Genomic DNA, 25,252 nt, shown 5'->3' on the forward strand with positions numbered 1-25,252 from the left:
GGGAATGAAGCGTATCGGTGGCTACGGCGATTGACGACAACGCAGCATATGAAAAATCAGACAAGTCTATATGACGGTTACTTAATATTCGCTGCACTCTATTCCTGTGTAACAGAAATTCCAGAAAAAATAGCCCCACCGCATCATCCGGGTGAGACTATTTTTATCTTTATTCTCAGATCTTGGCAGCCTTACGTCCGCAACACTGTTTGTATTTCTTGCCGCTTCCGCATGGGCATGGATCATTCGGGTATACTTTATCTTCTTTTCGCTGAACCGGTTTCTTCGGGCCTGCGCTGTTATCTTTGTTTGTGCCGGTTACCTTAGCAACCTGCTCACGCTCGATCTTCTGCTCCACATGAACATGATACAGCATACGTACAGTGTCTTCCTGAATGGAGCTGATCATGCTGTTAAACATCTCGAATGCATTCATCTTGTACTCAACAACCGGATCTCTCTGGCCGTATGCCATCAGACCGATACCCTGACGGAGCATTTCCATATCATCGATGTGATCCATCCATTTGCTGTCGATGCATTTCAGAAGGACAACTCGCTCAAGCTCACGAAGCTGTTCCGGTTCCGGGAACTCAGCCTCCTTCGCTTCATAAAGCTTCACAGCCTCTTCCTTCACAATGTGCTTGATCTCATCTTTCTTATGGCCTTTTACCTTCTCTGCGGTCAGCGGGTGGATCGGGATGATCGGAGTGATCGCAGTGTTGAACTCATCAAGATCCCACTCAGAAGAATCCATGTCATCGGAGAAGCACATGTCTGTCATGCTGTCTACGATATCTGTGATCATCTTATAGATGGCATCACGCATATTCTCACCGTCAAGTACCTGGCGGCGCTCCTCATAGATGATCTCTCTCTGCTCATTGTTAACCTGGTCATAATCGAGAAGGTTTTTACGGATACCGAAGTTGTTGAACTCGATCTTCTCCTGGGCTTTCTCGATGGCATTGGAAAGCATCTTGTGCTCGATCTGCTCATTCTCCTCAACACCAAGGGATGTGAACACCTTCATCAGTCTCTCGGAACCGAACAGACGCATCAGGTCATCCTCAAGGGAAATGTAGAAACGGGATTCACCCGGATCTCCCTGTCGTCCGGAACGTCCACGGAGCTGGTTATCGATACGTCTTGACTCATGACGCTCGGTACCGATGATCTTCAGACCGCCGGCCTCTCTTGCCACATCGTCAAGCTTGATATCGGTACCACGGCCTGCCATGTTGGTCGCGATGGTAACGGCATCTGCCTGTCCTGCCTGAGCTACGATCTCAGCCTCAAGCTCATGGAACTTGGCATTCAATACATTGTGGGGGATTCCCTCTCTCTTCAGCATTCTGCTGAGAAGCTCGGAAGTCTCGATGGTGATCGTACCAACCAGTACCGGCTGATGTTTTGCGTGAGCTTCCTTAACTGCCTCTACAACGGCGTTGAATTTCTCTTTCTTTGTCATGTAAACAGCATCGTCAAGGTCTTTACGCTGTACTACACGGTTGGTCGGGATCTCTACAACGTCCATGCCGTAGATATCACGGAACTCTTTTTCCTCGGTGAGGGCTGTACCTGTCATACCGCCTTTTTTGTCATATTTGTTGAAAAAGTTCTGGAAGGTAATGGTTGCGAGAGTCTTGCTCTCTCTCTTAACCTTCACATGCTCTTTCGCCTCGATCGCCTGATGAAGACCATCGGAGTAACGACGGCCCGGCATGATACGTCCGGTAAACTCATCAACGATCAGGATCTCGTCATCTTTTACAACATAATCCTGATCCTTGTGCATCAGATTATGTGCACGAAGTGCAAGGATGATGTTGTGCTGGATCTCCAGGTTTTCCGGATCTGCCAGGTTCTCGATATTAAAGAATTTCTCAACCTTCTTGATACCCTGCTCGGTAAGGTTGACGATCTTATCTTTCTCATTTACAACGAAGTCACCGGTCTCGATAACCTCCTCACCCATGATGGCTGCCATCTTGGTCATCTCATGGCTGGCCTCACCACGCTCCAGCTGCTGTGCAAGGATATCGCACACCTCATAAAGCTTGGTGGACTTGCCGCTCTGTCCGGAAATGATCAGAGGTGTACGTGCCTCATCGATCAGGACAGAGTCGATCTCATCGATGATACAGTAGTGAAGATCTCTCTGAACAAGCTGTTCTTTATAGATGACCATGTTGTCACGAAGATAATCAAATCCAAGTTCATTGTTTGTTACGTATGTGATGTCACATCCGTATGCCGCACGACGCTCTTCCGGCTTCATGTCGTTAAGTACCACGCCTACAGTCAGGCCAAGGAACTCGTGAACCTTACCCATCCACTCAGCATCTCGTTTTGCCAGGTAGTCGTTGACGGTTACGATGTGGACACCTTTTCCCTCAAGGGCATTCAGATATGCAGGAAGTGTGGAAACAAGAGTTTTACCTTCACCTGTTTTCATCTCGGCGATACGGCCCTGGTGAAGGATGATACCACCGATGATCTGTACACGGTAATGCTCCATTCCAAGTACACGCTTGGCTGCCTCACGTACGGTGGCAAATGCCTCCGGAAGAAGATCATCCAGTGTTGCACCTTCTGCAAGACGTTTCTTATATTCTCTTGTTTTGTCTCGTAACTGCTCATCCGTAAGCTGCTGCATCTGAGACTGATAGCTCTCGGTTTTTTCAACCAGCGGCATGATACGTTTTACCTCACGCTGGCTGCGGGTTCCAAATACTTTTGAAAAAACATTCATGTTTCTGCTCCAATCATTTTATTCGAATAAGACTGCTGTCTCTGATCTGTCCAATTTTGGATCATTCCAGTTCTCTGTTGATATCCATTATACTGGATCACATATGGTATATATTCTACCACTTTCCTGTTATAAAAACAATGAACAATTATTTAACAAATCATGTCAGGAACAACAGAAAATATCCCGCATAGGATCCTGTTTTCGAGGATCCCGCGGGATATTACAGATCTTATTTTCTTACTTTTACATTTTTCACACTGCTCCAGGCACCGTAATATGTCTTTCCGCTCACTTTTTTGTATGCACGGATACGAACATAATAAGTGCTTCCCTTTTTCAAACCGGAAAGTGTTCGGGTCAGTGCACTGGTGGACACTGTTCTGGCCCCTCTCATGGACCTTGAGGCCGCATACTGGATCTGATAGCCGGAAGCGCCAACTGCTTTTTTCCAGCGGACAGTCAGCTTCCCGGAAGCCTTGCTGGACGGTTTGTACTGCACCGGAGCTGTCAGGCGGACGATCCTGCTACCGTTTTTGTTATAAGCACTTAAAGCAGAGCCCTTGTATGCGCGGACTGTATAGGTATACATGGTTCCTGCTTTTACTGATCCGTCTGTATAGACCAGCGTATTGCTTCCGCTTACGGTAGCGATATTGACCCACTTGCTGCTGTTTCCGGTCCTTCGATAGATCTTATAGCCGGAAGCATTTGCAGCTTTTTTCCATTTGAAGACGATGCCGGCAGGGCTGTTGGAAGTGCCGGATAACCCGGGCGTGGTAAGCTTTACCGTTGTAAGGGCCGCGGAACGGAACTGGTATACGGCTGACTGTACTTCATCAGTCTTTTTCCATGCAGATTTCTGATAAACATACTTCTGGAAAAAGATATACATGTTATAAGTTGCGGCTTTGTTTATTCCTTTGGCAGATCCGATCCGCCAAGTAGTATTCTTCCTGTTATCGGTTGGATTTGGTGAAGTACTCCAGTAAACCGGCACCCACTTCACATCTCCGGGCCCGGGATTTGTATTCGTAGTTCCCGCACCGGTCACAGTAAAATTATAATATTTATTCGGAGTAAATTTCAGCGGAGAATCCAAACCTCTGACGACACTTTCTCTGACATCCGGTATATAAGGTGTATAGGCTGGCGTCGGCGTCACATCATATTTCGGGCGGGTTCCCCTGTAATTCAACTTTAATTTTTTCAGGTTGCTGGTTCTTCCGTCTGAACCCAATACCTTAAGATACAGATCAAATTCTTTCTCTGTATCCAGATTCTTAAGATATATCACAAAGCTTCTGTTTGCAGTAACCGCCACACGAGAGTTTCCCATATCGACCCTCGGAACATCAGATGTTCCGTCCTTTTTTCTCGCTACAGCTTTGTAGTAGCAGGCTCCGTTTGCATCAACTTTAAGTGTCACATTTACAGAACTGCGGCTTACCCATTTTTCTCCGGTCCATTTTACGTTTATTTTTGGCACCGGTGTTGGTGTCACTGTCAGTTCCGGATCCGTTATCGGTGTCACTGTCGGTTCCGGACCCGCTGTCGGTGTCACTGTCAGCTCCGGAGCTGACGCTGACATAGCTTCTGCGTTTTCTTCTTCCATACCATCTCCTGCTTCTTCAGGTATTAGTTCTGTCAATAATACTTCCGGATCATCCTCACTGGAGATCTCTTCTGAAACTCCTTCCTCAGCTCCGCCGAAAGCATCCTCGCTGTTCTCCGCATTTTCCGCGTTTTCCACATCTTCCATGGTTGCATCGGAAGAGTTATCCACCATTTCCTCAGAAATATCCTCACTGTCTTCTGCAGGCTGCTCAGTCTCTCCCATAGACTCTGTAGTTTTCTCTGCGGAAAACATCTCCTGGCTATCCCCAGCATTTTCTGTGATTTCTGCATCACCGCTACCAAACTCTGCAGCCATACCGGTTGCCGGAAGCACCGTCACACAAAGTGCAGCACTTAAAAAAAGTGCCAGAACTTTTTTCTTCATTTACCTTCCTCCTTTTCTCCGTGAGTTACATATTTGTTATGTCAAGGAGATATTCGCACTCCACACAGTATTATTTTTCAGAAAGTGGGGCTGACTGAAACTTGTACTGTACAGACTGTATCTTATCCGTAGACTGCCATTTGGAATCCTTGCAGGTATATTTGCGGAAGAAAACATACAGATTAAAAGTTCCCTCCTGGTCGATTCCTTCCTTGGAACCGATCTTCCAGGTGCTTCGGATCCGGTTGGAATTCGGATTCGCAGATGTGCTCCAGTAAACAGGCACCCACTTAATGTCTCCGTTTTCCGGATCCTCATTATCGGTACCTGCACCGATAACCTTAAAATCATAAAATGTATCCGGGTAGAATTCCAGAGGAGAATCCAGCCCCTCTACCGTACTGTCCTCTGCCTTTGGTTTGGATGCTTTATGTTTTTTCTCAGAATCTGTTTTTTTCGCCGGGCGGCTGTCCTGATCCAGCTCCATCCGCTTCAGATCACTTAATTTCCCATTCTCATCCTCAATCTGGATATACAGATCAACTGCCTGGTCTGTATCCAGGTCTGCAAGTGTGATCCCGAACTCTTCATCCTCACTGATCAAAACCTCATCATTCACGGTATTTCCGGTCTCGATCTGAGGCACCTGGGGATTTCCGTCTTCCCCCCGCTCTGCCCATTTATAATAGCAAACGCCGTTAACGGCTGACGTAAGCGTTATCTCTGCCTAGGAATAGCTGTCCCATTTAAATCCTGTCCATTGTATTTCTGACTTTTGGGAATCCTTTGTATTGTTTTCTACGGAACTCAGTTCCAGGTCCTCCACAGTCTGTTCTTTTATGGTGTCACCACTGTTAAATTCCGCTGCCATACAGGTAGCCGGTATCATGGTCATACCAAGAGCTGCACTTAAGATCACCACAGGAAGCTTCTTTTTCATTTTTCCTTTCTCCTTTCGCATATGTCTTCATTATATAATTCTCCCCTATTGCTTGCAACAGAAAAGAAGCCTGATTTTGCTGTGACATAAAAGGCTCCGGAAACCTGCCGATTTCTCACACAGATTCCCGGAGCCTTCCATTCAATATTCAGTTGTGATAATAAAATTCCCTATCAGAACTCTGGTTCGATCAGTCCGTAAGTATTTCCTTTACGTTTATAAACTACGTTAACCTGCTCTGTCTCAGCATTAAAGAATACAAAGAAATTATGTCCGAGAAGCTCCATCTGTACGCATGCATCTTCCGGATACATTGGTTTGATCCCGAATTTCTTGGTACGGATGATCTTAACTTCCTCATCCTCTTCATAATCCTTATCAAGGTATGCCTTCTGGAAGTTTGTGGATTCCTGCTGCTTGTCAACGATCTTGTTCTTGTATTTACGAAGCTGACGCTCAATTACCTCTTCAACCAGATCGATGGATACATACATATCATTGCTTACCTGCTCGGAACGGATAATGTTACCTTTCACAGGGATCGTTACCTCGATCTTCTGGCGATCCTTCTCAACGCTTAAGGTTACTGAAATCTCAGTTTCAGGAGTGAAATACCTTTCAAGTTTACCAAGCTTGTCCTCAACAGCTGTTTTAAGTCCTTCGGTTACTGCTATATTCTTTCCACTAATAATAAATTTCATGACTTCCATCCCCTTTGCTGTTTTATGTTGCTATTATAACATATTAAATTGAATTTTAACATCACTTTTCAAAAATTTCATAAATTTTTTCCAAATTTATTCGATATATTCCTTCAAAATGTTTTTTTTGTCGCGAATGCGCAACTATTAGAGTATTTCATCTAATTAATTCATTACAAATGTATATCTGCACACCAGTGCCAGAAGATTGATGGGACAAAAGCATCTGCTTCACTATTTGTATATACTATTTCATTTTAGCCAGAGCTTCAAAGGGTATACTTCCGCCAAAAATATCCAAAGCACTGCCAACAGTCACATCCAGTCTGCCCTGACCTGCTTTTCGAAGCTCTTCAATATCTGCCATAGAACCCACACCGCCTGCATAGGTCACCGGATGGGCTGTATACTGTCCCAGAAGCTTTGCAAGCTCTGTTTCCACACCTCGTGCCTTTCCTTCCACATCCACTGCATGGACCAGAAATTCGTCGCAGAAGCTTCCAAGCCTTTCCATCAGCTCCGGTGTCACGATCTCTTCTGTAAATTTCTGCCATCGGTCTGTGACAATATAATATTTGCCATCTTTTTTGCGGCAGCTCAGGTCAAGTACAAGATGTTCTTTCCCCGCTGCATCACGGATCTTCTCCAGATTTTCCCAGGAGATCACTCCGTTTTTAAACACATAGGAGGTTACGATCACGTGGCTGGCGCCAGCCTCCAGATATTCTGCCGCATTCTCCGGGCAGATGCCGCCTCCGATCTGAAGCCCTCCGGGATATTTTCCCAGAGCCTGAAGTGCCTGGACTTTTGTTGCTTCATAGTTCGGGGAATCCTTTCCGTTCAGAAGGATCACATGACCGCCCTTTAATCCTGCCTTCTTATAAAGCTCTGCATAGAATGCCGCATCCTGCTCTGACACAAAATTTTCTGCCGCCTGATCCCCCTGATCCTTCAGGCTTCCTCCTACGATCTGTTTTACTTTTCCGTTATGTATATCAATGCATGGTCTGAATTTCATAATCCTATCCTCCATCTTCTTTCCATGCACTGATAATAGCATCTGAAACAGTTTTATGCAATGCTGTGGTAAAATATCTGTTATCTTCCTTCTACCGCATTTCCCACTGCGTTTCCGATATCATCCACTGCATTACCTACACCGTCGCCAAGGTCCTTTACACTGTCACCCAGCTCACCGGATACAGTTCCGTCATTTTCGTTTCTGTCAGCATCCGCAGCTCCGGGTGCTGCTGTCCCGTTATTTCCATTTCCTGCAGGCGTCACGGTAATATTTCCATCGGACATCTCATTGTTATCCGTGCCGGAATCCTTAATGCTCTCTCCATTGTCCTTCACACCGTCATTGTCTGCTTTTTCTTCCATAGTTTCATCTTCTGCGGCAGTATTTTCGTTTGTATCTTTTTCCTTATCCTTCGTGTTTTTATCTTTTTCATCCACTGTTTCATCCGCATTGTTTACCTCTGTGCCGCAGGCTGTAAATGTACACAGAGACAGGGTAAGCAAAGTACCAAAAAGAATCGCCTTCCATTTTTTCATATGATCTTCTCCTTTTTCTAAAAAATTCTGTATTCCTAATATGGCACTTTTTCCGCTATCCTATTCTGGGAAAAATTTCAAAAACCGCAATTTCATCCAAAAAAGACGGGGTCCGATCTTACACGAACCCCGTCTGTATTACCTGTAATTTTATTCTGTTGCGGCTCAATCTGTCAGGATCAGCCGATCACGTCACTCATATCATAACGTCCTGCCGGTTTGCCTGCAAGGAATTTGGCTGCTTCTACAGCACCTTTTCCAAAAATAGCCTTGGAATATGCAGTATGCTTGAACTCGATCACTTCGTCCTGACCTGCAAAAATTATCTCATGCTCACCTACGATAGTTCCGCCGCGAACTGCGGAGATACCGATCTCCTTATCATCGCGTTTTTCACGTTTCTGGCTGCGGTCATATACATAATGATACTGATTATCCATAGCTTCATTAATGCTGTCTGCCAGCGCAAGTGCAGTACCACTTGGTGCGTCTAATTTCAGGCGGTGATGCTTCTCTACGATCTCCATATCAAAGCCTGCAGCTGCAAGAACCTTAGCTGCGTCCTGAACCAGCTTCAGAAGTGTGTTGATACCAAGAGACATATTTGCGGATTTCAGCACTGCTACCTTTCGGGATGTTTCTTCCACTTTTGCAAGCTGCTCCTGGCTTAAACCGGTACTGCACAGAACAACCGGGATCTGGCGTGCCGCGCTGTACTCAAGAAGCTTGTCTGTTGCCTTTGCGGAAGAAAAATCAATGATCGCATCTGCCTCTACCTGACATGCGTCAATATCGGTGAATACCGGATAGCTGTTTTTTCCCTGATCTGCAATATCAATACCTGCTACGATCTCAGCATCCGGATCTTTCTCCACAATGCCGCTGATGACCTGGCCCATATGTCCGTTGCAGCCGTGCATGATGATTTTTACCATAGTATATTCTCCTTTACCTTTCGCTTACAGTCAGATCATTTAGCAAGCTTAAGGCCGAATTTCTCGATCTCTTTTGCAAGAGCTGCCTTTGTGTCCTCTTCCATCTCGCAGAGCGGCATACGAAGCGGCCCTACGTTCATTCCCATAAGGTTCATAGCTGTCTTAACAGGAATCGGGTTTACTTCGCTGAACAGCGCATTGATCAGCGGAAGAGCTTTCAGCTGATCCTCTGTTGCTCCCTTGGTGTCGCCGTCGAAATATTTCATGACCATGTCATGTGTAAACTTCGGTGCAACGTTGGAAAGCACGGAAATAACTCCAAGTCCGCCAAGAGAAAGAATCGGAAGTACCTGATCATCATTTCCGGAGTAAAGCTCAAGCTGTCCGTCTGCCAGAGACATCATCTTGGCGATCTGGGAAAGATCTCCTGTTGCTTCCTTGATTCCGACAATGTTCTTTACATTCTTTGCAAGGTAAGCTGCTGTAGCCGGCTGGATGTTGCAGCCTGTACGGCTCGGTACGTTGTACATGATGAGCGGAGTTTCCGGAACTGCATTGGCAATTGCTGTGTAGTGAGCGATAAGACCCTTCTGTGTAGCCTTGTTATAGTAAGGTGTTACAATAAGAAGAGCGTCTGCGCCATAGGAAGCTGCTTCCTTGGACATCATGATCGCTGTCTCTGTACAATTGGAACCTGTTCCTGCGATAACAGGCACACGTTTGTTAACTTTATCAATTGTGAACTTAATTGTCTGAAGATGCTCTCCGTGTGTCAGAGTAGAAGATTCTCCTGTTGTTCCACAGATAACGATGGCGTCTGTGCTGTTCGCGATCTGATCCTCAAGGATCTCCTCAAGTTTCTCAAAATTCACTTTACCGTCTTCATGCATAGGTGTTACGATTGCAACGCCTGTTCCTTTAAAAATTGCCATTTGTCTTCCTCCTTCTTTCTTCTGTGAAATATTGCTTATTCCCGTTCCTGGTCAGTCAGCTCTGTTGTTATCGTGGTAATACTATCCACATAGGGCTTCAAAGCATCCGGAAGCCAGCGTCCGGTCATAATTATATGCATACTTTCATCCTTCTGCTTAAGCATATCGATGATCGTCTCAACTGGAGCGATTCCTTTATCCATAAGCCCGAGGATCTCATCCAGCAGCAGAAAATCACACTCTCTGGTAGCAATTACCTTCCGTGCGAAATTAAGGCCATTGAGAATATTAGTTCTCTCTTCTGCCTTTTCCTGCTCACTTAGGTCATTATAGCAGGTGTCCATTTTTTCGAAACGGAAAATCTTGAAATCAAAATTATCCAGTTCCTCAAGGAAATCCAGTTCTCTGCGTTCCCTGCCCTTGAGGAACTGTATGATGATCACACTTTTTCCCTGTGTAGCAAAGCGCAGCCCCCGGCCTACAGCCAGAGTTGTCTTTCCTTTCCCGTTCCCGCAATAAACCTCTGTTATTTCTCTTTCCATGATTTTTCCTCTTACTGTTAGTGAAACCGGTAATTCCCCATTTTTCTGATTTTTTTAATATTACCGCAGATTGGCTGGAAATGCAAGTGTTACCTTAATGTTCTCACCACTATTCCAAAATATATCCAATGTTACTCAACATATTCCAATTTACTCACCGAAACTTCATAGGCAATCCTTTTTTCTGTTTCGTTTTCACTAATCCGTTTCATGTACTCCCTGCTCTGGATCCTGCCCCAGATCAGTACATGCCCGCCTACTTCAAAAGCAGAAGCATATCTGGCATTTCTTCCCCAGCATATACATGGTATGTAATCGGATTTTCCGTAAGGTCGATTGACTGCCATCAGAAGATCTGCGATCTCTCTTCCCAACGGTGTTTTTCTGTATACAGGCGGTTTACAGATATATCCGTCCAGAAAGATCTGATTGACCGGCACAGTTTCTTCTTCCTCCCCCACAAACTTCACTTCCCGGGCAAAGACTGAAAGCACAAGCCGGTTTCTCTTTTCTTCATGACGGTTATAGGATCGGAACTGTCCGTGGATCTCGATATATTCTCCCACATAATCCTGTGTGATATCGATCAGCCGCTCAGACACCATCACCGGGATCCTGTCCTCCGAATCGCTGAGACGTTTTACCAGGATATCCATCATGTAAAATCCTTCTCCAAAGACCTGATGGCTGAAAGTAAACCCCGTAGCGATCCGTCCCATAACGGATACCTGATTGTTTTCAATAATTTTATCTGCCATAATAAGTAGCTCTCCTTCCTCTTCGTGTATTTCGTCTATATCAATCTATGTGTATTTGCGGTATAATATGCCTGAAAAATGAAAAACCAAAAATATTTTTTTATGTCTTGTAATCTCACAAAAATGTGATAGACTATAAATTTGGACATCATTTTTAACAAAAAAATTACTTATATATGGAAAGAAAGGATTTGGATTATATGAAGACCAAGCGTGAAGATGTTCGTAACGTGGCCATTATCGCCCATGTCGATCACGGTAAAACAACACTTGTTGACGAGCTTTTGAAACAGAGCGGTGTTTTCCGTGAGAACCAGGAAGTCCAGGAACGTGTCATGGACTCCAACGATATTGAGCGTGAGCGCGGCATTACGATTCTCTCCAAAAACACCGCAGTTCATTATAAGGATGTAAAAATCAATATCATCGATACTCCAGGTCATGCGGACTTCGGCGGCGAGGTAGAGCGTGTGCTGAAGATGGTAGACGGCGTTATTCTTCTTGTGGACGCCTTCGAGGGTGCCATGCCTCAGACTAAATTTGTACTTCGTAAAGCTCTCGAACTGAACCTGCATGTTATTGTCTGCATCAATAAGATCGACCGTCCGGAAGCACGTCCGGAGGAGGTTGTCGACGAGGTTCTGGAGCTTCTCATGGATCTGGACGCATCTGACGAACAGCTGGACTGCCCGTTCCTGTATGCCTCCGCAAAGGCCGGCTATGCAGTTCGTAACCTCGATGATAAGCCTGAGAATATGGCTCCTCTTTTTGAGACTATCCTTGATGCGATCCCTGCTCCGGAGGGAGATCCGGACGGAGATACACAGGTTCTTATCAGCACCATTGACTACAATGAGTATGTAGGCCGTATCGGTGTCGGTAAGGTTGAGCGCGGAACCATTTCCGTGAACCAGGAGCTGATGCTTCTGAACCATCATGACCCTGACAAACACGAGCGCGTAAAGATCAGCAAACTCTACGAATTTGACGGACTGAACAAAGTTGAAGTTAAAAGTGCTACCATCGGAGCTATTGTTGCAATCTCCGGTATCGCGGATATCCACATTGGAGATACCCTCTGTGCAGGAGACAACCCGGAGTCCATTCCGTTCCAGAAGATTTCCGAGCCAACAATCTCCATGAACTTCCTTGTAAACGACAGTCCTCTTGCAGGACAGGAAGGTAAATACATCACTTCCCGTCACCTTCGTGACCGTCTCTACCGTGAGCTGAACACAGACGTCAGCCTTCGTGTAGAAGACACCGATACAACCGAGTGCTTCAAGGTTTCCGGCCGTGGTGAGCTTCACCTCTCCGTTCTTATTGAGAACATGCGCCGTGAGGGATACGAGTTTGCAGTCAGCAAACCGGAGGTTCTCTATCACACAGACGAGCGTGGACGTAAACTGGAGCCGATCGAAATCGCATACGTTGACGTTCCGGAAGAATTTTCCGGTACTATCATCCAGAAACTCAGCGAGCGTAAAGGTGAGCTTCAGGGTATGAGCACAGCAAGCGACGGAACTGTACGTCTCGAGTTCTCCATCCCCTCCCGTGGACTGATCGGATTCCGTAACGAATTCCTTACCTCCACCAAGGGTACCGGTATCCTGAACACCATGTTTGACGGATACGCACCATACAAGGGAGACTTCCCGTACCGTAAACAGGGTTCCCTCATCGCTTTCGAGGCAGGCGAGACTGTTACCTACGGTCTTTTCTCTGCTCAGGAGCGTGGTACTCTCTTTGTCGGACCTGGCGAGAAGGTGTACAGCGGTATGGTCATCGGACAGAACGGAAAGGCCGAGGATATCGAACTGAATGTCTGCAAGACCAAGCACCTTACCAATACTCGTTCCTCTTCCGCTGACGATGCACTGAAGCTTGTTCCGCCAAAGATCTTAAGTCTTGAGCAGGCCATTGAATTCATCGACCAGGATGAGCTTCTTGAGGTAACACCGACAAGCCTTCGTATCCGTAAACGTATTCTGGACTCCAGAGACAGAAAACGTGCCGCATTCCGCAAGAGCTGATCGAACCTGGCTATCATTTACTGTTGAGCAGAAACCTTTTACAGTAATTCGGCGCAAAGCCGCATAGTGAATGCGGATGCTTTTATCCGCCTGACCTATATTTATATAAACTGCCATATGGGAAGCATTTCCTGTATGGCAGTTTTTTTTCTGCATTTCTGAAAAAAATCACGATAATTTCCGCCTAATTATTCTGAAATTTTAAATAATTTCAAGTTTTTTGATTTCTTATGTTATCACGCTTTACTTTGCCACAATATTTTTGTGATTTTTTTATCAAAATTATTCCGTATTTTTGTTAATTATTCATCGAATTCTCTATTGACGTCTGAAATCAGTTAAATTATAATGTGCGCATGATCATTTGACAAAAGTTTAACGTTAATGTTTTAACCACATGTTGCGTTTTATCTTTTGCCCGCCCTTCATATGTGTGCATGTTTTTTGTCAGTGCTGACAATTTTTTAACATGCTCTTTGTGCACAGTGCTGAATTTCAAAAATTTTTTTTAAGATTTTTCCAATAATTCAGCGTTCTGCAAAGTAAAATTTACAGTATTTTCCCCTAATTTTTTGTTCGTCATTTTGCACATAGCGATAAAATTCAGAATTTGCGTTTTTTTCAGAATTTTGATACTATATTAGTATCGAAACTGAAAATTCAATCAGATTGAATCAACAACGAAACGCAGCGCGGGGACTTACAAAAACTCTGCAGCATCTGCCGGCGAAAAAAGGATAAGCCCGCAGGACCACAGACCATTATCATATGAAAACAGGAGGATTCCACATGGCAAAGAAAGAAACTATCCCTACCATCATCGACACTCCAGAAGCCCTGACCGCGAAAATGGCTGCAATGAAAGAGGCTCAGAAGATCTTTGCTACCTACACACAGGAGCAGGTCGACAAGATCTTTAAGGCAGCTGCTACTGCTGCTGACAAGATGCGTATCCCACTTGCCAAAATGGCTGTTGAGGAAACAGGCATGGGTATCATGGAAGACAAGGTTATCAAGAACCATTACGCAGCAGAGTATGTTTACAATGCATATAAGAACACTCAGACATGTGGTGTTGTAGAAGAAGACAAGGCATACGGACTCAAGAAGATCCTGGAACCTGTAGGACTGATCGCTGCAGTTATCCCTACAACCAACCCGACCTCCACAGCAATCTATAAATCTCTTATTTCCCTGAAAACCCGTAATGCGATCATCATCAGCCCGCATCCGCGTGCTAAGAAATCCACTATTGAAGCTGCAAAAGTTGTTCTGGAAGCAGCTGTTGCCGCAGGTGCGCCGGAAGGAATCATCGGATGGATCGATATCCCAAGCCTTGACCTTACCAACATGGTAATGCAGAACGCAGATATCATCCTTGCCACCGGTGGTCCCGGAATGGTCAAAGCAGCTTACTCCTCCGGTAAACCGGCTGTTGGTGTAGGACCCGGAAATACACCTGCCATTATTGATGACAGCGCAGATATCCGTCTTGCAGTTAACTCCATCATCCACTCCAAGACCTTTGACAATGGTATGATCTGTGCTTCCGAGCAGTCCGTAACTGTTCTGGAGAGCATTTATAAAGAAGTGAAGGAAGAGTTCCTTTACAGAGGATGCTACTTCCTTAAAAAAGACGAGATCGAGAAAGTCAGAAAGACTATCCTTATCAACGGTGCACTGAATGCCAAGATCGTAGGACAGAAGGCTGCTACTATCGCTGAAATGGCAGGCGTTACTGTACCGGCTGAGACCAAGATCCTGATCGGTGAGGTTGAGTCCGTTGATATCAGCGAAGAATTCGCACACGAGAAGCTTTCCCCTGTACTTGCCATGTACAAGGCCAAGAATTTTGACGATGCTGTTGCAAAGGCTGCGCAGCTCGTTGCAGATGGCGGCTATGGTCATACCTCTTCCCTCTACATCAACGTAAATGAAACAGAGAAGATGGATAAATTCGAAGCAACTATGAAAACCTGCCGTATCCTTATCAATACACCTTCTTCCCAGGGTGGTATCGGTGACCTTTATAACTTCAAGCTTGCTCCATCCCTTACTCTTGGCTGCGGTTCCTGGGGCGGTAACTCCGTATCCGAGAACGTTGGTGTCAAACACCTTCTCAATACCAAGACTGTTGCTGAAAGGAGAGAGAATATGCTCTGGATGAGAACACCGGAAAAGGTTTACTTTAAGAAGGGCTGTATGCCGGTTGCTCTTGATGAGCTCGGTACTGTTATGGGCAAGAAACGCTGCTTCATCGTAACAGACTCCTTCCTCTACAAGAATGGCTACACCAAACCGATCGAAGATAAACTGGATCAGATGGGCATCGTTCATACATGCTTCTCTGATGTAGCTCCTGACCCGTCTCTCGCTTCCGCCAAAGCCGGTGCCAAGGCTATGACAGCCTTTGAGCCAGACTGCATCATCGCTCTTGGCGGCGGTTCCGCAATGGATGCCGGCAAGGTTATGTGGATGCTTTATGAGAATCCGGACGCTGACTTCTCCGATATGTCCATGGACTTCCTGGATATCCGTAAGAGAGTTTATACATTCCCGAAGATGGGTAAAAAAGCTTACTTCGTAGCGATCCCGACCTCTTCCGGTACAGGCTCCGAGGTTACTCCTTTCGCCATCATCACAGATCAGGATACCGGCGTTAAATGGCCACTGGCTGATTACGAGCTTCTCCCGGATATGGCGATCGTAGATACCAATAACATGATGAGCGCACCGAAGGGACTTACCCGTGCTTCCGGTATCGATGTTATGACACATGCCATTGAGGCTTATGTTTCCATGATGGCTTCCGATTACACCGATGGTCTTGCACTGAAAGCGATCAAGCTTGTATTTGAGTATCTGCCGCGTGCATATAAAGATGGCAATGACGTAGAGGCCAGAGATCACATGGCTAACGCTTCCTGCATGGCAGGTCTTGCATTCGCCAATGCATTCCTCGGCGTTAACCACTCTCTCGCTCACAAGCTCGGTGCTTTCCACCACCTGCCACACGGTATCGCAAACGCAGTTGTTCTTCTGGATGTTATGCGTTACAACAGTGCTGAGGTTCCGACTAAGATGGGTACTTTCCCACAGTATCAGTATCCGAAGACACTTGCACGCTACGCTGAGATCGGACGTTCTGTAGGTCTTACAGGCAAGAACGATGCAGAAGTATTCGAAAAACTTCTTGCTAAACTGGATGAGCTTATGAGAACTATCGAGATCCTGCCGACGATCCGTGATTACGGCGTAGATGAGAAACATTTCCTGGAAACTCTGGATGAGATGTCCGAGCAGGCCTTCAATGACCAGTGTACCGGTGCCAACCCGAGATATCCGCTTGTATCCGAGCTGAAAGATATCTATCTGAAAGCTTACTACGGAGAAATGCCAAATAAAGAAAAGAAAAAAGCCAAATAAATGTGGAACATCCTTTTAATGAAACACAGTCGGGAGTCTATTCACTCCCGACTACGTTTCATTTGCTTATTCCCTCTTGCAAAAGATCCCCGATACAGGGCTGCATGAACAGACTGTACCGGGGATCTTTTATTCAACTGCTTTGTAATGACCGTTTATTTCAAGCCATACTCTGCTGCAAGTTTTTTAAATTCAGGAAGAGAATTCACAATTGTCTCATAGGATACACAATATGCAAGTCTCACATAACCGGGGCATGCAAAGGAGCTTCCCGGTACCATAAGGATGTTATATTTCTTACCGGCTTCACAGAAGGCTTTTTCGTCTTCAACCGGAGATTTTACAAAGAGATAGAAGGCACCCTGTGGTTTGATGCACTCAAATCCGCATTCTTTCAGGCCATTATAAAGTGCCTGCCGATTTTTATCATAAGCTGCAAGATCCGTCTTGGCGTCTACACATTTTGCAACTACCTTCTGGATCAGGGACGGTGCATTTACACAGCCAAGTGTACGGTTTGCAATGGTTGCTGCAGAGATCAGCTCTTCGCTTCCGTCTGCCTCATCAGGGATCACCAGATATCCGATACGTTCACCCGGAAGGGAAAGAGATTTGCTGTAGGAATAGCCCACAACAGTATTGTTATAATATTTCGTCAGGTATGGAACCTCCACGCCATCATAAGCCAGCTCACGGTATGGCTCATCGGAGATCAGGTAGATCACACTTCCGAACTCTTTCTGTTTTGCTTCCAGGATTGCGGAAAGCTTCTTGATCGTTTCTTCTGAATATACAACTCCGGTAGGATTGTGCGGGGTATTTACGATAACTGCTCTTGTCTTCGGTGTGATCTTCTGTTCAAATTCAGCGAGATTTGGCTGGAAGGTTGTGGTATCCGGAGAGATTTCCACAAGGACACCATCATAATTGCGGACATATGCACCGTATTCCAGAAAATAGGGTGCAAAAACGATCACCTCTTCTCCAGGATTCAGGATTGTTTTCAGGATCACATTCAGTCCGCTTGCAGCGCCGACGGTCATGATCAGATTCTTTGCGGAAAATTTTGTATCGAAACGTCTGTTGAGGGATTCTGCGATGGTCTGGCGTACATCCTCAAAACCTGCATTGCTCATATAGCCGTGAAGAATAGTCGGATCCGTAGTGTTTACAAGCTCGATAATTGCTTCGCGGACGCTGTCCGGTGCCGGTACACTTGGATTTCCGAGACTGAAATCAAAAACCTTGTCTGCGCCGTATTTCGCACGGAGGCGGTTTCCTTCCTCAAACATCATACGGATGGCGGAATTATTTTTTACGTAGGGTTTCATTTTTTCTGATATCATTTTGTGCTCTCTCCTTTTATCCGATTTTACAGGGTTTCATATCATTATTTCTACCATAGTCAGAATCTGTTGTACTGTCTACAATTTTACCCCGTCTTGCTTCAGCGTGTCAATACTTTATCCAGGTAAAGTGCTTCATATTTCCTATGGACAATGCTAATGTACCTGTTTGTCTTCCGGTTTCGTTCGCACGATCCATACTGACAACATGCTTCCCACCAGCGCGATTACGAATCCGGTCAGAACATCTGTCGGATAATGGACACCAAGATACAGTCTGGAAAATGCCACCAGTGCTGCCAGGACTACTGCCGGGATTCCGAATTTCTTCGGAAGCATCCGGAGCATTACCAGAGCAACGGCAAAGGATGCTGTGGTGTGACCTGACGGAAAAGAGAAATCCTTCGGTTTGGTGATCATAGGGATGAGAGCTTCGATTTCCGCAAAAGGCCTTGGTCTTGCCACTATATTTTTGAGAAGCAGGTTGGTAACGATCGCCCCGAAGATCAGGGACAAGGCTGCCGCATAGCCTGTTTTTCTTGTCTTTGGAACAGCAAGAAGAACAACTGCACAGAGGATCCAGAACCATCCTCCGTTTCCCAGAAATGTAACAGATTTCATAAATGGTGTCAGCATATCCATTCTTAAATATCGCTGGATCAGAAGAAGGATTTCTCCGTCCAGCTGTTGTATTGACTGTAAAATATTCATATACCTCTTACTGATCAGACGCTACCGCAATCTGCTTTGCCAGCTGTTCATAGCCATGCAGCTGCCCGGCAGTTTACCTGGTCAGATCAGCTTTCTCCTCTTTCTTTATTTTTCATTTCTTTATTTTTCAGCAGACAGAACAGCTTTCTTTTATATTTCTGCATCTGCAGCTGTCTGATTTACTTATTATCTATTATACTGTATTTTTCTTGATTTTCTAATAACAAAAGCTAAATATTTTATAAATAAAACGCCCCTGCACTGCCGAAATTTCACACAGTACAGGGACATCTCCTTTCCGTTACTTAAAACTTTCTATATAAACTTTTCTTTTTCTTTCAGGATGGCTGCGCTTTACGCTCCGCGCTCTGCCTCCCGCTCCTTATAATGATGTGCCTCCTCCAGCATCATATCTTTCACCTTCATCAGTCGGATCTGGGTACTTCTCTCGTTCTCATCCAGCTTCATGGTGATGTATTTGATGTTTGCCTGTGCTTCCGGTATGATGACATGCTCCAGGGCATTTACACGACGCCTTGTTTTTTCGATCTCGGAAGCCATAAGCTGACAGGCCTTTTCCACTTCTGCCAGACGAAGCATATCCGGCAGGATGTCTGCCAGGGATTTTACCGCTCCGTCCAGATCACTGGATGTAAAAGCAAAGCCATAGGAATAAATATCGTTGGCATCCGGTGTTCTTGTTTTGTATTCAAAAGCAGGAATATCCACACTCATGACATTCTTTTTTCCGGTTTCCAGATAAACTTCCTGCTTGGGAGCCATCAGTGCCGTATTCAGCGTCTCCTCCGACATTCCTGCTTTTGCAATGACAAAATTGGTGTTGGCGCTTCGGATACCAGCTTCTACTTTTTTTCGCAGCTCCATATTCTCCCGTACCAGATCCAGGAACTGTCTCATCAGCTCGTCCCGCTTATCCTTCAGAAGCTTATGGCCACGTACTGCAGTCACCAGCTTCTTTTTCTGCTTCGTAAGCTCCATACGGGTAGGATTCACCTGTGTTGATGCCACAAATCATCCCCCCTTTATACTTTTCCGTAATACTGATCAAGGAATTTGTCATCGATACGTTTCAGCTCGCTTCTCGGAAGAATGGAAAGCAGCTTCCAGCCGATGGCCAGTGTTTCCTCAATATCACGGTTAGCCTGATAGCCCTGGGAAACATATTCCTTCTCGAAAGCATCCGCAAATTTTGCATAGATCAGGTCAATGTCGGAGAGAGCTGCCTCACCAAGAATAGTCATCAGCTCTTTGGCCTCTTTACCACGGGCATATGCGGCAAACAGCTGGTTCATGGTGTTGGCATGGTCTGCTCTTGTCTTGCCTTCACCGATACCCTTATCCTTCAGTCGTGACAGAGACGGAAGAACATCGATGGGCGGTGTGATTCCTTTACGGTAAAGCTCACGGCTCAGGATGATCTGTCCCTCTGTGATGTAACCGGTAAGGTCCGGGATCGGATGGGTCTTATCATCCTCAGGCATAGTCAGGATCGGAACCATGGTGATACTTCCTGATTTTCCTTTCTGACGGCCTGCACGCTCATAAAGAGAAGCAAGATCTGTGTACATATATCCGGGATATCCACGACGTCCCGGAACCTCTTTACGTGCTGCGGAAACCTCGCGGAGAGCATCCGCATAGTTTGTGATATCTGTAAGGATTACAAGAACGTGCATGTCTTTTTCGAAGGCAAGATATTCTGCTGCTGTCAGTGCCATTCGCGGAGTAGCAATACGCTCAACAGCCGGGTCATTTGCCAGGTTCACAAACAGAACAGTACGATCTATAGCTCCGGTTTCCTTAAAGCTCTCTACAAAGAAGTTTGACTCCTCGAAAGTGATACCCATGGCTGCAAATACAACGGCAAACTGCTCATCTTTTCCGCGAACCTTCGCCTGTCTTGCGATCTGTGCCGCAAGCTGTGCATGGGGAAGACCGGATGCGGAGAAGATTGGAAGCTTCTGTCCGCGTACCAGGGTGTTCAGGCCGTCAATCGCAGATACACCCGTCTGGATAAACTCCTCCGGATAGCTTCTGGCCGCCGGATTCATGGGAAGTCCGTTGATATCTCTTCTTTCCTCCGGAAGGATCTCCGGGCCGTCATCAATGGGACGTCCCAGTCCGTCAAAAACACGACCCAGCATATCGCCGGATACACCAAGCTCCATGCTCCGTCCCAGGAAACGTACCTTGCTGTTGGAAAGATTGATACCTGTAGAGCTCTCAAACAGCTGCACCAGAGCATTGCTTCCGTCGATCTCCAGAACACGGCATCTTCTTGTTTCGCCATCGGCAAGCTCGATCTCACCAAGCTCGTCAAATGCTACATCTTCAACGCCCCGTACCAGCATCAAAGGGCCGGCAACTTCCTGTATGGTCCTATATTCTTTTGGCATTTTACAGGCCCTCCTTTCCCAGAAGTTCTGCAGTCTCTGCTGCCAGCTGGCGGGTTACCTTCTCATATTCTGCTGCCAGCTGATCTTCTTTTGTATATTTATAACGGCCGATCTGCTCACGTACCGGAAGCTTTACGATATCATTGATATCTGCGCCCTGTTTCAGCGCATCCAGACCCGCATCATAAAATGCAAGTACCAGACGCATCATATTGTGCTGTTTTTCCAGAGATGTGTAGGTATCGATCTCGTGGAAAGAGTTCTGGTGGAGGAAATCCTCTCGGATGGAACGGGCTGCTTCCATTTTCAGGCGGTCACCCGGTGAAAGCGCATCCATACCTACCATCTTTACGATTTCTTCCAGCTCTGCCTCTTCCTGAAGAAGGGTCATCATTCTCTGACGGAGCTTCATCCAGTCATTCGCTACATTTTCGTCAAACCATCCGCCAACGCTGTCCAGATACAGAGAATAGCTGGTCAGCCAGTTGATCGCCGGGAAATGACGTTTGTATGCAAGGTTTGCGTCCAGTCCCCAGAATACCTTTACGATTCGAAGTGTCGCCTGGGAAACCGGCTCGGAGATATCACCACCTGGAGGAGATACGGCGCCGATTGCTGTCAGGGCACCCTCTCTTCCGTCTTTTCCACTGCAGATCACATGTCCGGCACGCTCATAGAACTGTGCAAGACGGGAACCAAGATATGCAGGATAACCTTCCTCGCCTGGCATCTCCTCCAGTCGTCCGGACATCTCACGGAGAGCCTCAGCCCATCTGGAAGTAGAATCTGCCATCAATGCTACGGAATATCCCATATCACGGAAATACTCCGCAATTGTAATACCTGTATAGATCGACGCCTCACGAGCTGCAACCGGCATATCTGAGGTATTGGCGATCAGAACCGTACGCTCCATCAGGGATTGTCCTGTTTTCGGATCCTTCAGCTCCGGGAACTCGTTCAGAACATCTGTCATCTCATTTCCACGCTCACCGCAGCCGATATAAACCACGATATCTGCCTCAGCCCATTTTGCAAGCTGATGCTGGATAACCGTCTTACCGCTTCCGAACGGGCCGGGAACTGCTGCCACACCACCCTTGGCAATAGGGAACATGGTATCAATAACACGCTGTCCTGTTACCAGAGGTTTGGCTGGCGGAAGTTTCTTCTTATATGGACGGCCACGTCGTACCGGCCAGTGCTGCATCAGGGTCAACTCTTTATCGCCGTCTGCTGTGGAAAGAACTGCAACGGTCTCATCCACGGTAAACTCGCCGGATTTAATTTCCTTCAGAGTACCTTTCATATTGGGAGGTACCATGATCTTCTGTGTAACAACGATAGTCTCCTGAACGGTTCCAAGAACATCGCCGCCCTCCAGCGGATCTCCCACCTTCGCAACCGGAATGAAATTCCATTTTTTGTCCCGCTTCAGGGCAGGAACCTCAACGCCTCGTTTCAGGTTGTTGCTGCCTGCTACCTTCATGATGTCATCCAGCGGACGCTGTATTCCATCGTAAATGCTTGTAATAAGGCCAGGACCAAGCTCCACGGAAAGGGGCACCTCCATGGACTCTACCGGTTCTCCCGGACGAAGTCCTGAAGTCTCCTCATATACCTGTATGGAAGCCTCATCTTCATGCATCTCAATGATCTCACCGATCAGACGCTGGCTGCTTACACGAACCACGTCATACATATTTGCATCCCGCATACCCTTGGCAATTACCAGCGGTCCTGCCACCTTCTTAATGGTTCCTCTGCTCATCTGAACCAATCACCTGCTTTCTTGTCACTCATTACTGAAAAGAATATCGGAGCCAACTGCCGTCTCCACGGATTTCTTTACATTTTCGATACCTGCACCTGTATTTCCGGAAATTCCGGGAATCTGAATGATCGCAGGCATCAGCTCCTCACTGTATTTACTGATCTCTGCGGAAAGCTGGGCCGCCAGCTGTTCCGTAATATAAATAACCGCATATTCACCGGCTGCCAGACGGTTAAGCTTCTCTTTACCTTCTGCAGGATCCTCCACCGGAAAAGTATCAAGGCCAAGAGCCGCAAACCCGTAAATACTGTTATAATCACCTAAAACTGCGATCTTATACATACATTTCCCTTGCCCTTTCCCGGATAAACTCTTCCGGAAGGCCGCTGCGCTTTCCGGTGAGAATGATCCGCACCGTCTTGATCTCATTTTCACGGGCAAGCACATAGGCTACCAGCGGTCCCAGTGAAAATGAATTATACAGCTGAGGGCGGATGGTCTCCATGATCTGGTTATCACACCATCTCTCAAAAGCGGAAGCTGATTCCGCCAGTGCCAGAGCTCCGTCCCCATATTTCGTTTCTGCCAGATAACCCATGATCTGATCCATTCCGCTTACTGCCGCGTGGATCAGTCTGTCCTTATCCAGTGTGTCACATTCTGCCATGGCTTTTTTCATAAAGTCCGAACTTTTTCCTGTTTTGCAGGCACGGACTGCGATCCGGATATCTGCTACCGCTACCGTGGATTCCGCATACTGCCGGACGATCTCTTCTTTTGATCGTTCTCCGGCTTTTTTTATGGCATCCAGTGCTGCCCTGTCTACGATAATATCCGCAAGCTGTCCGTCTCTTGTGTGCAAAAAGGTCTCATAGGCTTCTCTTGCCGCTTCCCGCATATCCTCAGGAAAACGATCATATTCCTTATCCTTCAGGAATTTCACCATATCCTCTCCGTCAATGGAACAGTCGCTGAAAAAAATATTCGGCGCTGCCCCTTGCAGGATGCTTGCCTTCACAGCCGCTTTCAGGTTATGGAAAAGATCCTGATAGGAAAGAACAGAAAACACAGATCGGTCCGCTACCAGCGAATCCATGATCTCCCAGATCTTTTCTCTCTCCCGGGAAAGAATGGCATCCGCACCGGCTGCAGAATCACCGTTTCCCCAGCCCTTCTCTGTAAGGATCTGAAGGCACTGCTGCTCATCCTGACATGCCAGAAGCTGCTCGATCGCTGCCTGATTCAGAAGTCCGGTCTCCAGAACACGTATCCGCGCCACCGCATAGGCATAATCTTCACCAAACATCATTCACGCCCTCCTTTTTGCGATGGTGTTTTACGCAAACAAAATCTTTCTTACCTGATCCAGAAGCTCATCCCGCTTCTCTGCGAACATGGCATCAATGGAACAGTTTTCCTCAATGCCGCCGTATATCAGGATAAAACCTCCGTCTATGTTTCGGGTTTCACCGGAAATTTCCAGCACACCACCCTTTTTCTGTGCCAGGCTCTTTATTTCCTCACGGAAACCTGCCGGCATACGTTCCAGATCCTTTTTTGAAAAACAGATCTCTCCTTCTCTTGGAAGAAGATATTTCTCAGCCATATTCTTAAGGATCCCAAAATATTTTTCTTCATCCAGATTCTTCACACGGTCACAGGCATCTGCGATCACATTTCCGATCAGCTCCTGCTTGGCTGCAAGAACTGCGGTACGCTTCTTCATATCTGCAGCGGAAGCTGTCCGCTCTTCATAGCTTTTCACCTTTGCCCTGGACTGTTCTTCTCTCTGCTGCCGGATCTTATCTGCCTTTTCTCCGGCTTCCCTGAGGATCTCTGCGGCTTTTTTCTCCGCATCACTGATCGTAACGGCTACAGAAGCATCGGCCTCTTCAAGAATCTGGCTTACCATCTTCTCTAATCCTGTCATGCTCTGCCCCTCCTGATGAATCAAACCTGAATTCCGCTGACTGCAAGAATGGAGATCAGAAGAGCCAGAATCGCATATGTCTCAACCATTGCAGGGAAAAGCATGGCTTTACCGAACTGCTCCGGTTTCTTGGCTACGATACCGATGGAAGCTACGGAAGTTTTTCCCTGATGGATTGCAGAAAGAAGACCTGCGATAGCAATCGGAAGACAAGCCACAAAGATCATAAGACCGGTTTCCAGGGAAATATCAGCAACACCGCCGCCCAGGATACCAACCTTGGAAAGTGCAAGGAATGCTACCAGCAGTCCGTAAATACCCTGCGTACCGGGAAGAAGCTGAAGAAGCAGAACCTTGGCAAATTTGTCCGGGTCTTCTGTTACAACGCCTGCTGCTGCACGGCCGGCTGTACCAACACCGATGGCGGAACCTATACCTGCAAGAGCTACGGAAATTGCTGCTCCCAATAATGCCCAAACGATACCACTCATAA

The 25,252-nt window shown here is 46.5% G+C and carries 22 protein-coding genes; 2 read left to right on the top strand and 20 right to left on the bottom strand.

All coding sequences use genetic code 11. From position 1 onward, the window contains the following. Positions 1-175: 175 nt before the first annotated feature. The 11 genes from secA to GPK58_RS00565 all read right to left on the bottom strand — a co-directional run bounded on the left by secA (position 176) and on the right by GPK58_RS00565 (position 11,122). Positions 176-2,755 (bottom strand): preprotein translocase subunit SecA, encoded by a 2,580-nt coding sequence (gene secA / locus GPK58_RS00515; RefSeq protein ID WP_215638037.1) that lies wholly within the window; start codon positions 2,753-2,755, stop codon positions 176-178. Positions 2,756-2,987: 232 nt separating this feature from the next. Continuing rightward, positions 2,988-4,757, bottom strand: a complete 1,770-nt coding sequence (locus GPK58_RS00520; protein ID WP_215638038.1) for a fibronectin type III domain-containing protein — start codon at positions 4,755-4,757, stop codon at positions 2,988-2,990. Between the two features lie 70 nt (positions 4,758-4,827). Next, on the bottom strand, positions 4,828-5,403 hold the full coding sequence (locus GPK58_RS00525) for a hypothetical protein (RefSeq protein ID WP_173776082.1): 576 nt from the start codon (positions 5,401-5,403) through the stop codon (positions 4,828-4,830). An 81-nt stretch (positions 5,404-5,484) separates the two neighbouring features. Further along, positions 5,485-5,697: a hypothetical protein gene (locus tag GPK58_RS00530; RefSeq protein ID WP_215638039.1), complete on the bottom strand. Its 213-nt coding sequence runs from the start codon at positions 5,695-5,697 to the stop codon at positions 5,485-5,487. Positions 5,698-5,870: 173 nt separating this feature from the next. After that, positions 5,871-6,398: a ribosome hibernation-promoting factor, HPF/YfiA family gene (gene hpf, locus GPK58_RS00535; RefSeq protein ID WP_015526242.1), complete on the bottom strand. Its 528-nt coding sequence runs from the start codon at positions 6,396-6,398 to the stop codon at positions 5,871-5,873. 247 nt (positions 6,399-6,645) lie between these two features. After that, positions 6,646-7,416 carry a phosphoribosylformimino-5-aminoimidazole carboxamide ribotide isomerase gene (hisA, locus tag GPK58_RS00540; RefSeq protein WP_173722453.1) on the bottom strand — a complete coding sequence of 257 codons (771 nt, stop codon included), beginning with the start codon at positions 7,414-7,416 and terminating at the stop codon, positions 6,646-6,648. A gap of 80 nt (positions 7,417-7,496) precedes the next feature. Then, positions 7,497-7,955, bottom strand: coding sequence for a hypothetical protein (locus tag GPK58_RS00545; RefSeq protein ID WP_021652687.1), 459 nt, complete (start codon positions 7,953-7,955; stop codon positions 7,497-7,499). A gap of 179 nt (positions 7,956-8,134) precedes the next feature. Further along, the gene (dapB, locus tag GPK58_RS00550; RefSeq protein ID WP_015526245.1) at positions 8,135-8,890 is read right to left on the bottom strand and encodes a 4-hydroxy-tetrahydrodipicolinate reductase; all 756 of its coding nucleotides are present in this window, start codon (positions 8,888-8,890) and stop codon (positions 8,135-8,137) included. A gap of 35 nt (positions 8,891-8,925) precedes the next feature. Beyond that, positions 8,926-9,822, bottom strand: coding sequence for a 4-hydroxy-tetrahydrodipicolinate synthase (gene dapA, locus GPK58_RS00555; protein ID WP_015526246.1), 897 nt, complete (start codon positions 9,820-9,822; stop codon positions 8,926-8,928). Positions 9,823-9,857: 35 nt separating this feature from the next. After that, complete coding sequence (locus GPK58_RS00560) at positions 9,858-10,364, bottom strand: cob(I)yrinic acid a,c-diamide adenosyltransferase (protein WP_015526247.1); 507 nt, start codon at positions 10,362-10,364, stop codon at positions 9,858-9,860. Positions 10,365-10,495: 131 nt separating this feature from the next. Next, positions 10,496-11,122: a single-stranded DNA-binding protein gene (locus GPK58_RS00565; RefSeq protein ID WP_015526248.1), complete on the bottom strand. Its 627-nt coding sequence runs from the start codon at positions 11,120-11,122 to the stop codon at positions 10,496-10,498. A gap of 200 nt (positions 11,123-11,322) precedes the next feature. Between GPK58_RS00565 and typA the strand changes: the two genes are divergently transcribed. Both typA and adhE read left to right on the top strand, forming a co-directional pair. Next, entirely contained in the window at positions 11,323-13,155 is a 1,833-nt protein-coding gene (gene typA / locus GPK58_RS00570) for a translational GTPase TypA (RefSeq protein ID WP_059086972.1), read from the top strand. Positions 13,156-13,944: 789 nt separating this feature from the next. Then, on the top strand, positions 13,945-16,581 hold the full coding sequence (gene adhE, locus GPK58_RS00575; RefSeq protein WP_022427337.1) for a bifunctional acetaldehyde-CoA/alcohol dehydrogenase: 2,637 nt from the start codon (positions 13,945-13,947) through the stop codon (positions 16,579-16,581). Between the two features lie 155 nt (positions 16,582-16,736). Here adhE and GPK58_RS00580 read toward each other — a convergent pair whose 3' ends face one another. The 9 genes from GPK58_RS00580 to GPK58_RS00620 all read right to left on the bottom strand — a co-directional run bounded on the left by GPK58_RS00580 (position 16,737) and on the right by GPK58_RS00620 (position 25,250). Further along, positions 16,737-17,927, bottom strand: a complete 1,191-nt coding sequence (locus tag GPK58_RS00580) for a pyridoxal phosphate-dependent aminotransferase (RefSeq protein WP_215638040.1) — start codon at positions 17,925-17,927, stop codon at positions 16,737-16,739. Between the two features lie 156 nt (positions 17,928-18,083). Next, a complete protein-coding gene (locus tag GPK58_RS00585; RefSeq protein ID WP_173760991.1) occupies positions 18,084-18,638 on the bottom strand; it encodes a phosphatase PAP2 family protein in 555 nt (184 codons plus the stop codon). 354 nt (positions 18,639-18,992) lie between these two features. After that, the gene (locus tag GPK58_RS00590) at positions 18,993-19,667 is read right to left on the bottom strand and encodes a V-type ATP synthase subunit D (protein ID WP_173760993.1); all 675 of its coding nucleotides are present in this window, start codon (positions 19,665-19,667) and stop codon (positions 18,993-18,995) included. A gap of 14 nt (positions 19,668-19,681) precedes the next feature. Next, a complete protein-coding gene (locus tag GPK58_RS00595) occupies positions 19,682-21,055 on the bottom strand; it encodes a V-type ATP synthase subunit B (protein WP_015526254.1) in 1,374 nt (457 codons plus the stop codon). A gap of 1 nt (position 21,056) precedes the next feature. Further along, positions 21,057-22,826 (bottom strand): V-type ATP synthase subunit A, encoded by a 1,770-nt coding sequence (locus GPK58_RS00600; protein WP_021652679.1) that lies wholly within the window; start codon positions 22,824-22,826, stop codon positions 21,057-21,059. A 24-nt stretch (positions 22,827-22,850) separates the two neighbouring features. Continuing rightward, on the bottom strand, positions 22,851-23,171 hold the full coding sequence (locus tag GPK58_RS00605; RefSeq protein WP_021652678.1) for a V-type ATP synthase subunit F: 321 nt from the start codon (positions 23,169-23,171) through the stop codon (positions 22,851-22,853). Beyond that, on the bottom strand, positions 23,164-24,135 hold the full coding sequence (locus GPK58_RS00610) for a V0D/AC39 family V-type ATPase subunit (protein WP_215638049.1): 972 nt from the start codon (positions 24,133-24,135) through the stop codon (positions 23,164-23,166). The genes GPK58_RS00605 and GPK58_RS00610 overlap by 8 nt, the downstream gene beginning before the upstream one ends. Before the next feature lie 30 nt (positions 24,136-24,165). Next, the gene (locus GPK58_RS00615; RefSeq protein WP_161209358.1) at positions 24,166-24,759 is read right to left on the bottom strand and encodes a V-type ATP synthase subunit E; all 594 of its coding nucleotides are present in this window, start codon (positions 24,757-24,759) and stop codon (positions 24,166-24,168) included. A gap of 20 nt (positions 24,760-24,779) precedes the next feature. Continuing rightward, on the bottom strand, positions 24,780-25,250 hold the full coding sequence (locus GPK58_RS00620) for a V-type ATP synthase subunit K (RefSeq protein ID WP_015526259.1): 471 nt from the start codon (positions 25,248-25,250) through the stop codon (positions 24,780-24,782). Between the last annotated feature and the right edge of the window lie 2 nt (positions 25,251-25,252).

Source organism: Blautia sp. MCC270 (assembly GCF_018785605.1).
Taxonomy (GTDB): domain Bacteria; phylum Bacillota; class Clostridia; order Lachnospirales; family Lachnospiraceae; genus Blautia_A; species Blautia_A fusiformis.

Coding starts and splice junctions, on each gene's coding strand:
- secA (WP_215638037.1), bottom strand. CDS start 2,755: ATGAATGTTTTTTCAAAAGTATTTGGAACCCGCAGCCAGCGTGAGGTA.
- GPK58_RS00520 (WP_215638038.1), bottom strand. CDS start 4,757: ATGAAGAAAAAAGTTCTGGCACTTTTTTTAAGTGCTGCACTTTGTGTG.
- GPK58_RS00530 (WP_215638039.1), bottom strand. CDS start 5,697: ATGAAAAAGAAGCTTCCTGTGGTGATCTTAAGTGCAGCTCTTGGTATG.
- hpf (WP_015526242.1), bottom strand. CDS start 6,398: ATGAAATTTATTATTAGTGGAAAGAATATAGCAGTAACCGAAGGACTT.
- hisA (WP_173722453.1), bottom strand. CDS start 7,416: ATGAAATTCAGACCATGCATTGATATACATAACGGAAAAGTAAAACAG.
- GPK58_RS00545 (WP_021652687.1), bottom strand. CDS start 7,955: ATGAAAAAATGGAAGGCGATTCTTTTTGGTACTTTGCTTACCCTGTCT.
- dapB (WP_015526245.1), bottom strand. CDS start 8,890: ATGGTAAAAATCATCATGCACGGCTGCAACGGACATATGGGCCAGGTC.
- dapA (WP_015526246.1), bottom strand. CDS start 9,822: ATGGCAATTTTTAAAGGAACAGGCGTTGCAATCGTAACACCTATGCAT.
- GPK58_RS00560 (WP_015526247.1), bottom strand. CDS start 10,364: ATGGAAAGAGAAATAACAGAGGTTTATTGCGGGAACGGGAAAGGAAAG.
- GPK58_RS00565 (WP_015526248.1), bottom strand. CDS start 11,122: ATGGCAGATAAAATTATTGAAAACAATCAGGTATCCGTTATGGGACGG.
- typA (WP_059086972.1), top strand. CDS start 11,323: ATGAAGACCAAGCGTGAAGATGTTCGTAACGTGGCCATTATCGCCCAT.
- adhE (WP_022427337.1), top strand. CDS start 13,945: ATGGCAAAGAAAGAAACTATCCCTACCATCATCGACACTCCAGAAGCC.
- GPK58_RS00580 (WP_215638040.1), bottom strand. CDS start 17,927: ATGATATCAGAAAAAATGAAACCCTACGTAAAAAATAATTCCGCCATC.
- GPK58_RS00585 (WP_173760991.1), bottom strand. CDS start 18,638: ATGAATATTTTACAGTCAATACAACAGCTGGACGGAGAAATCCTTCTT.
- GPK58_RS00595 (WP_015526254.1), bottom strand. CDS start 21,055: ATGCCAAAAGAATATAGGACCATACAGGAAGTTGCCGGCCCTTTGATG.
- GPK58_RS00600 (WP_021652679.1), bottom strand. CDS start 22,826: ATGAGCAGAGGAACCATTAAGAAGGTGGCAGGACCGCTGGTAATTGCC.
- GPK58_RS00605 (WP_021652678.1), bottom strand. CDS start 23,171: ATGTATAAGATCGCAGTTTTAGGTGATTATAACAGTATTTACGGGTTT.
- GPK58_RS00610 (WP_215638049.1), bottom strand. CDS start 24,135: ATGTTTGGTGAAGATTATGCCTATGCGGTGGCGCGGATACGTGTTCTG.
- GPK58_RS00615 (WP_161209358.1), bottom strand. CDS start 24,759: ATGACAGGATTAGAGAAGATGGTAAGCCAGATTCTTGAAGAGGCCGAT.
- GPK58_RS00620 (WP_015526259.1), bottom strand. CDS start 25,250: ATGAGTGGTATCGTTTGGGCATTATTGGGAGCAGCAATTTCCGTAGCT.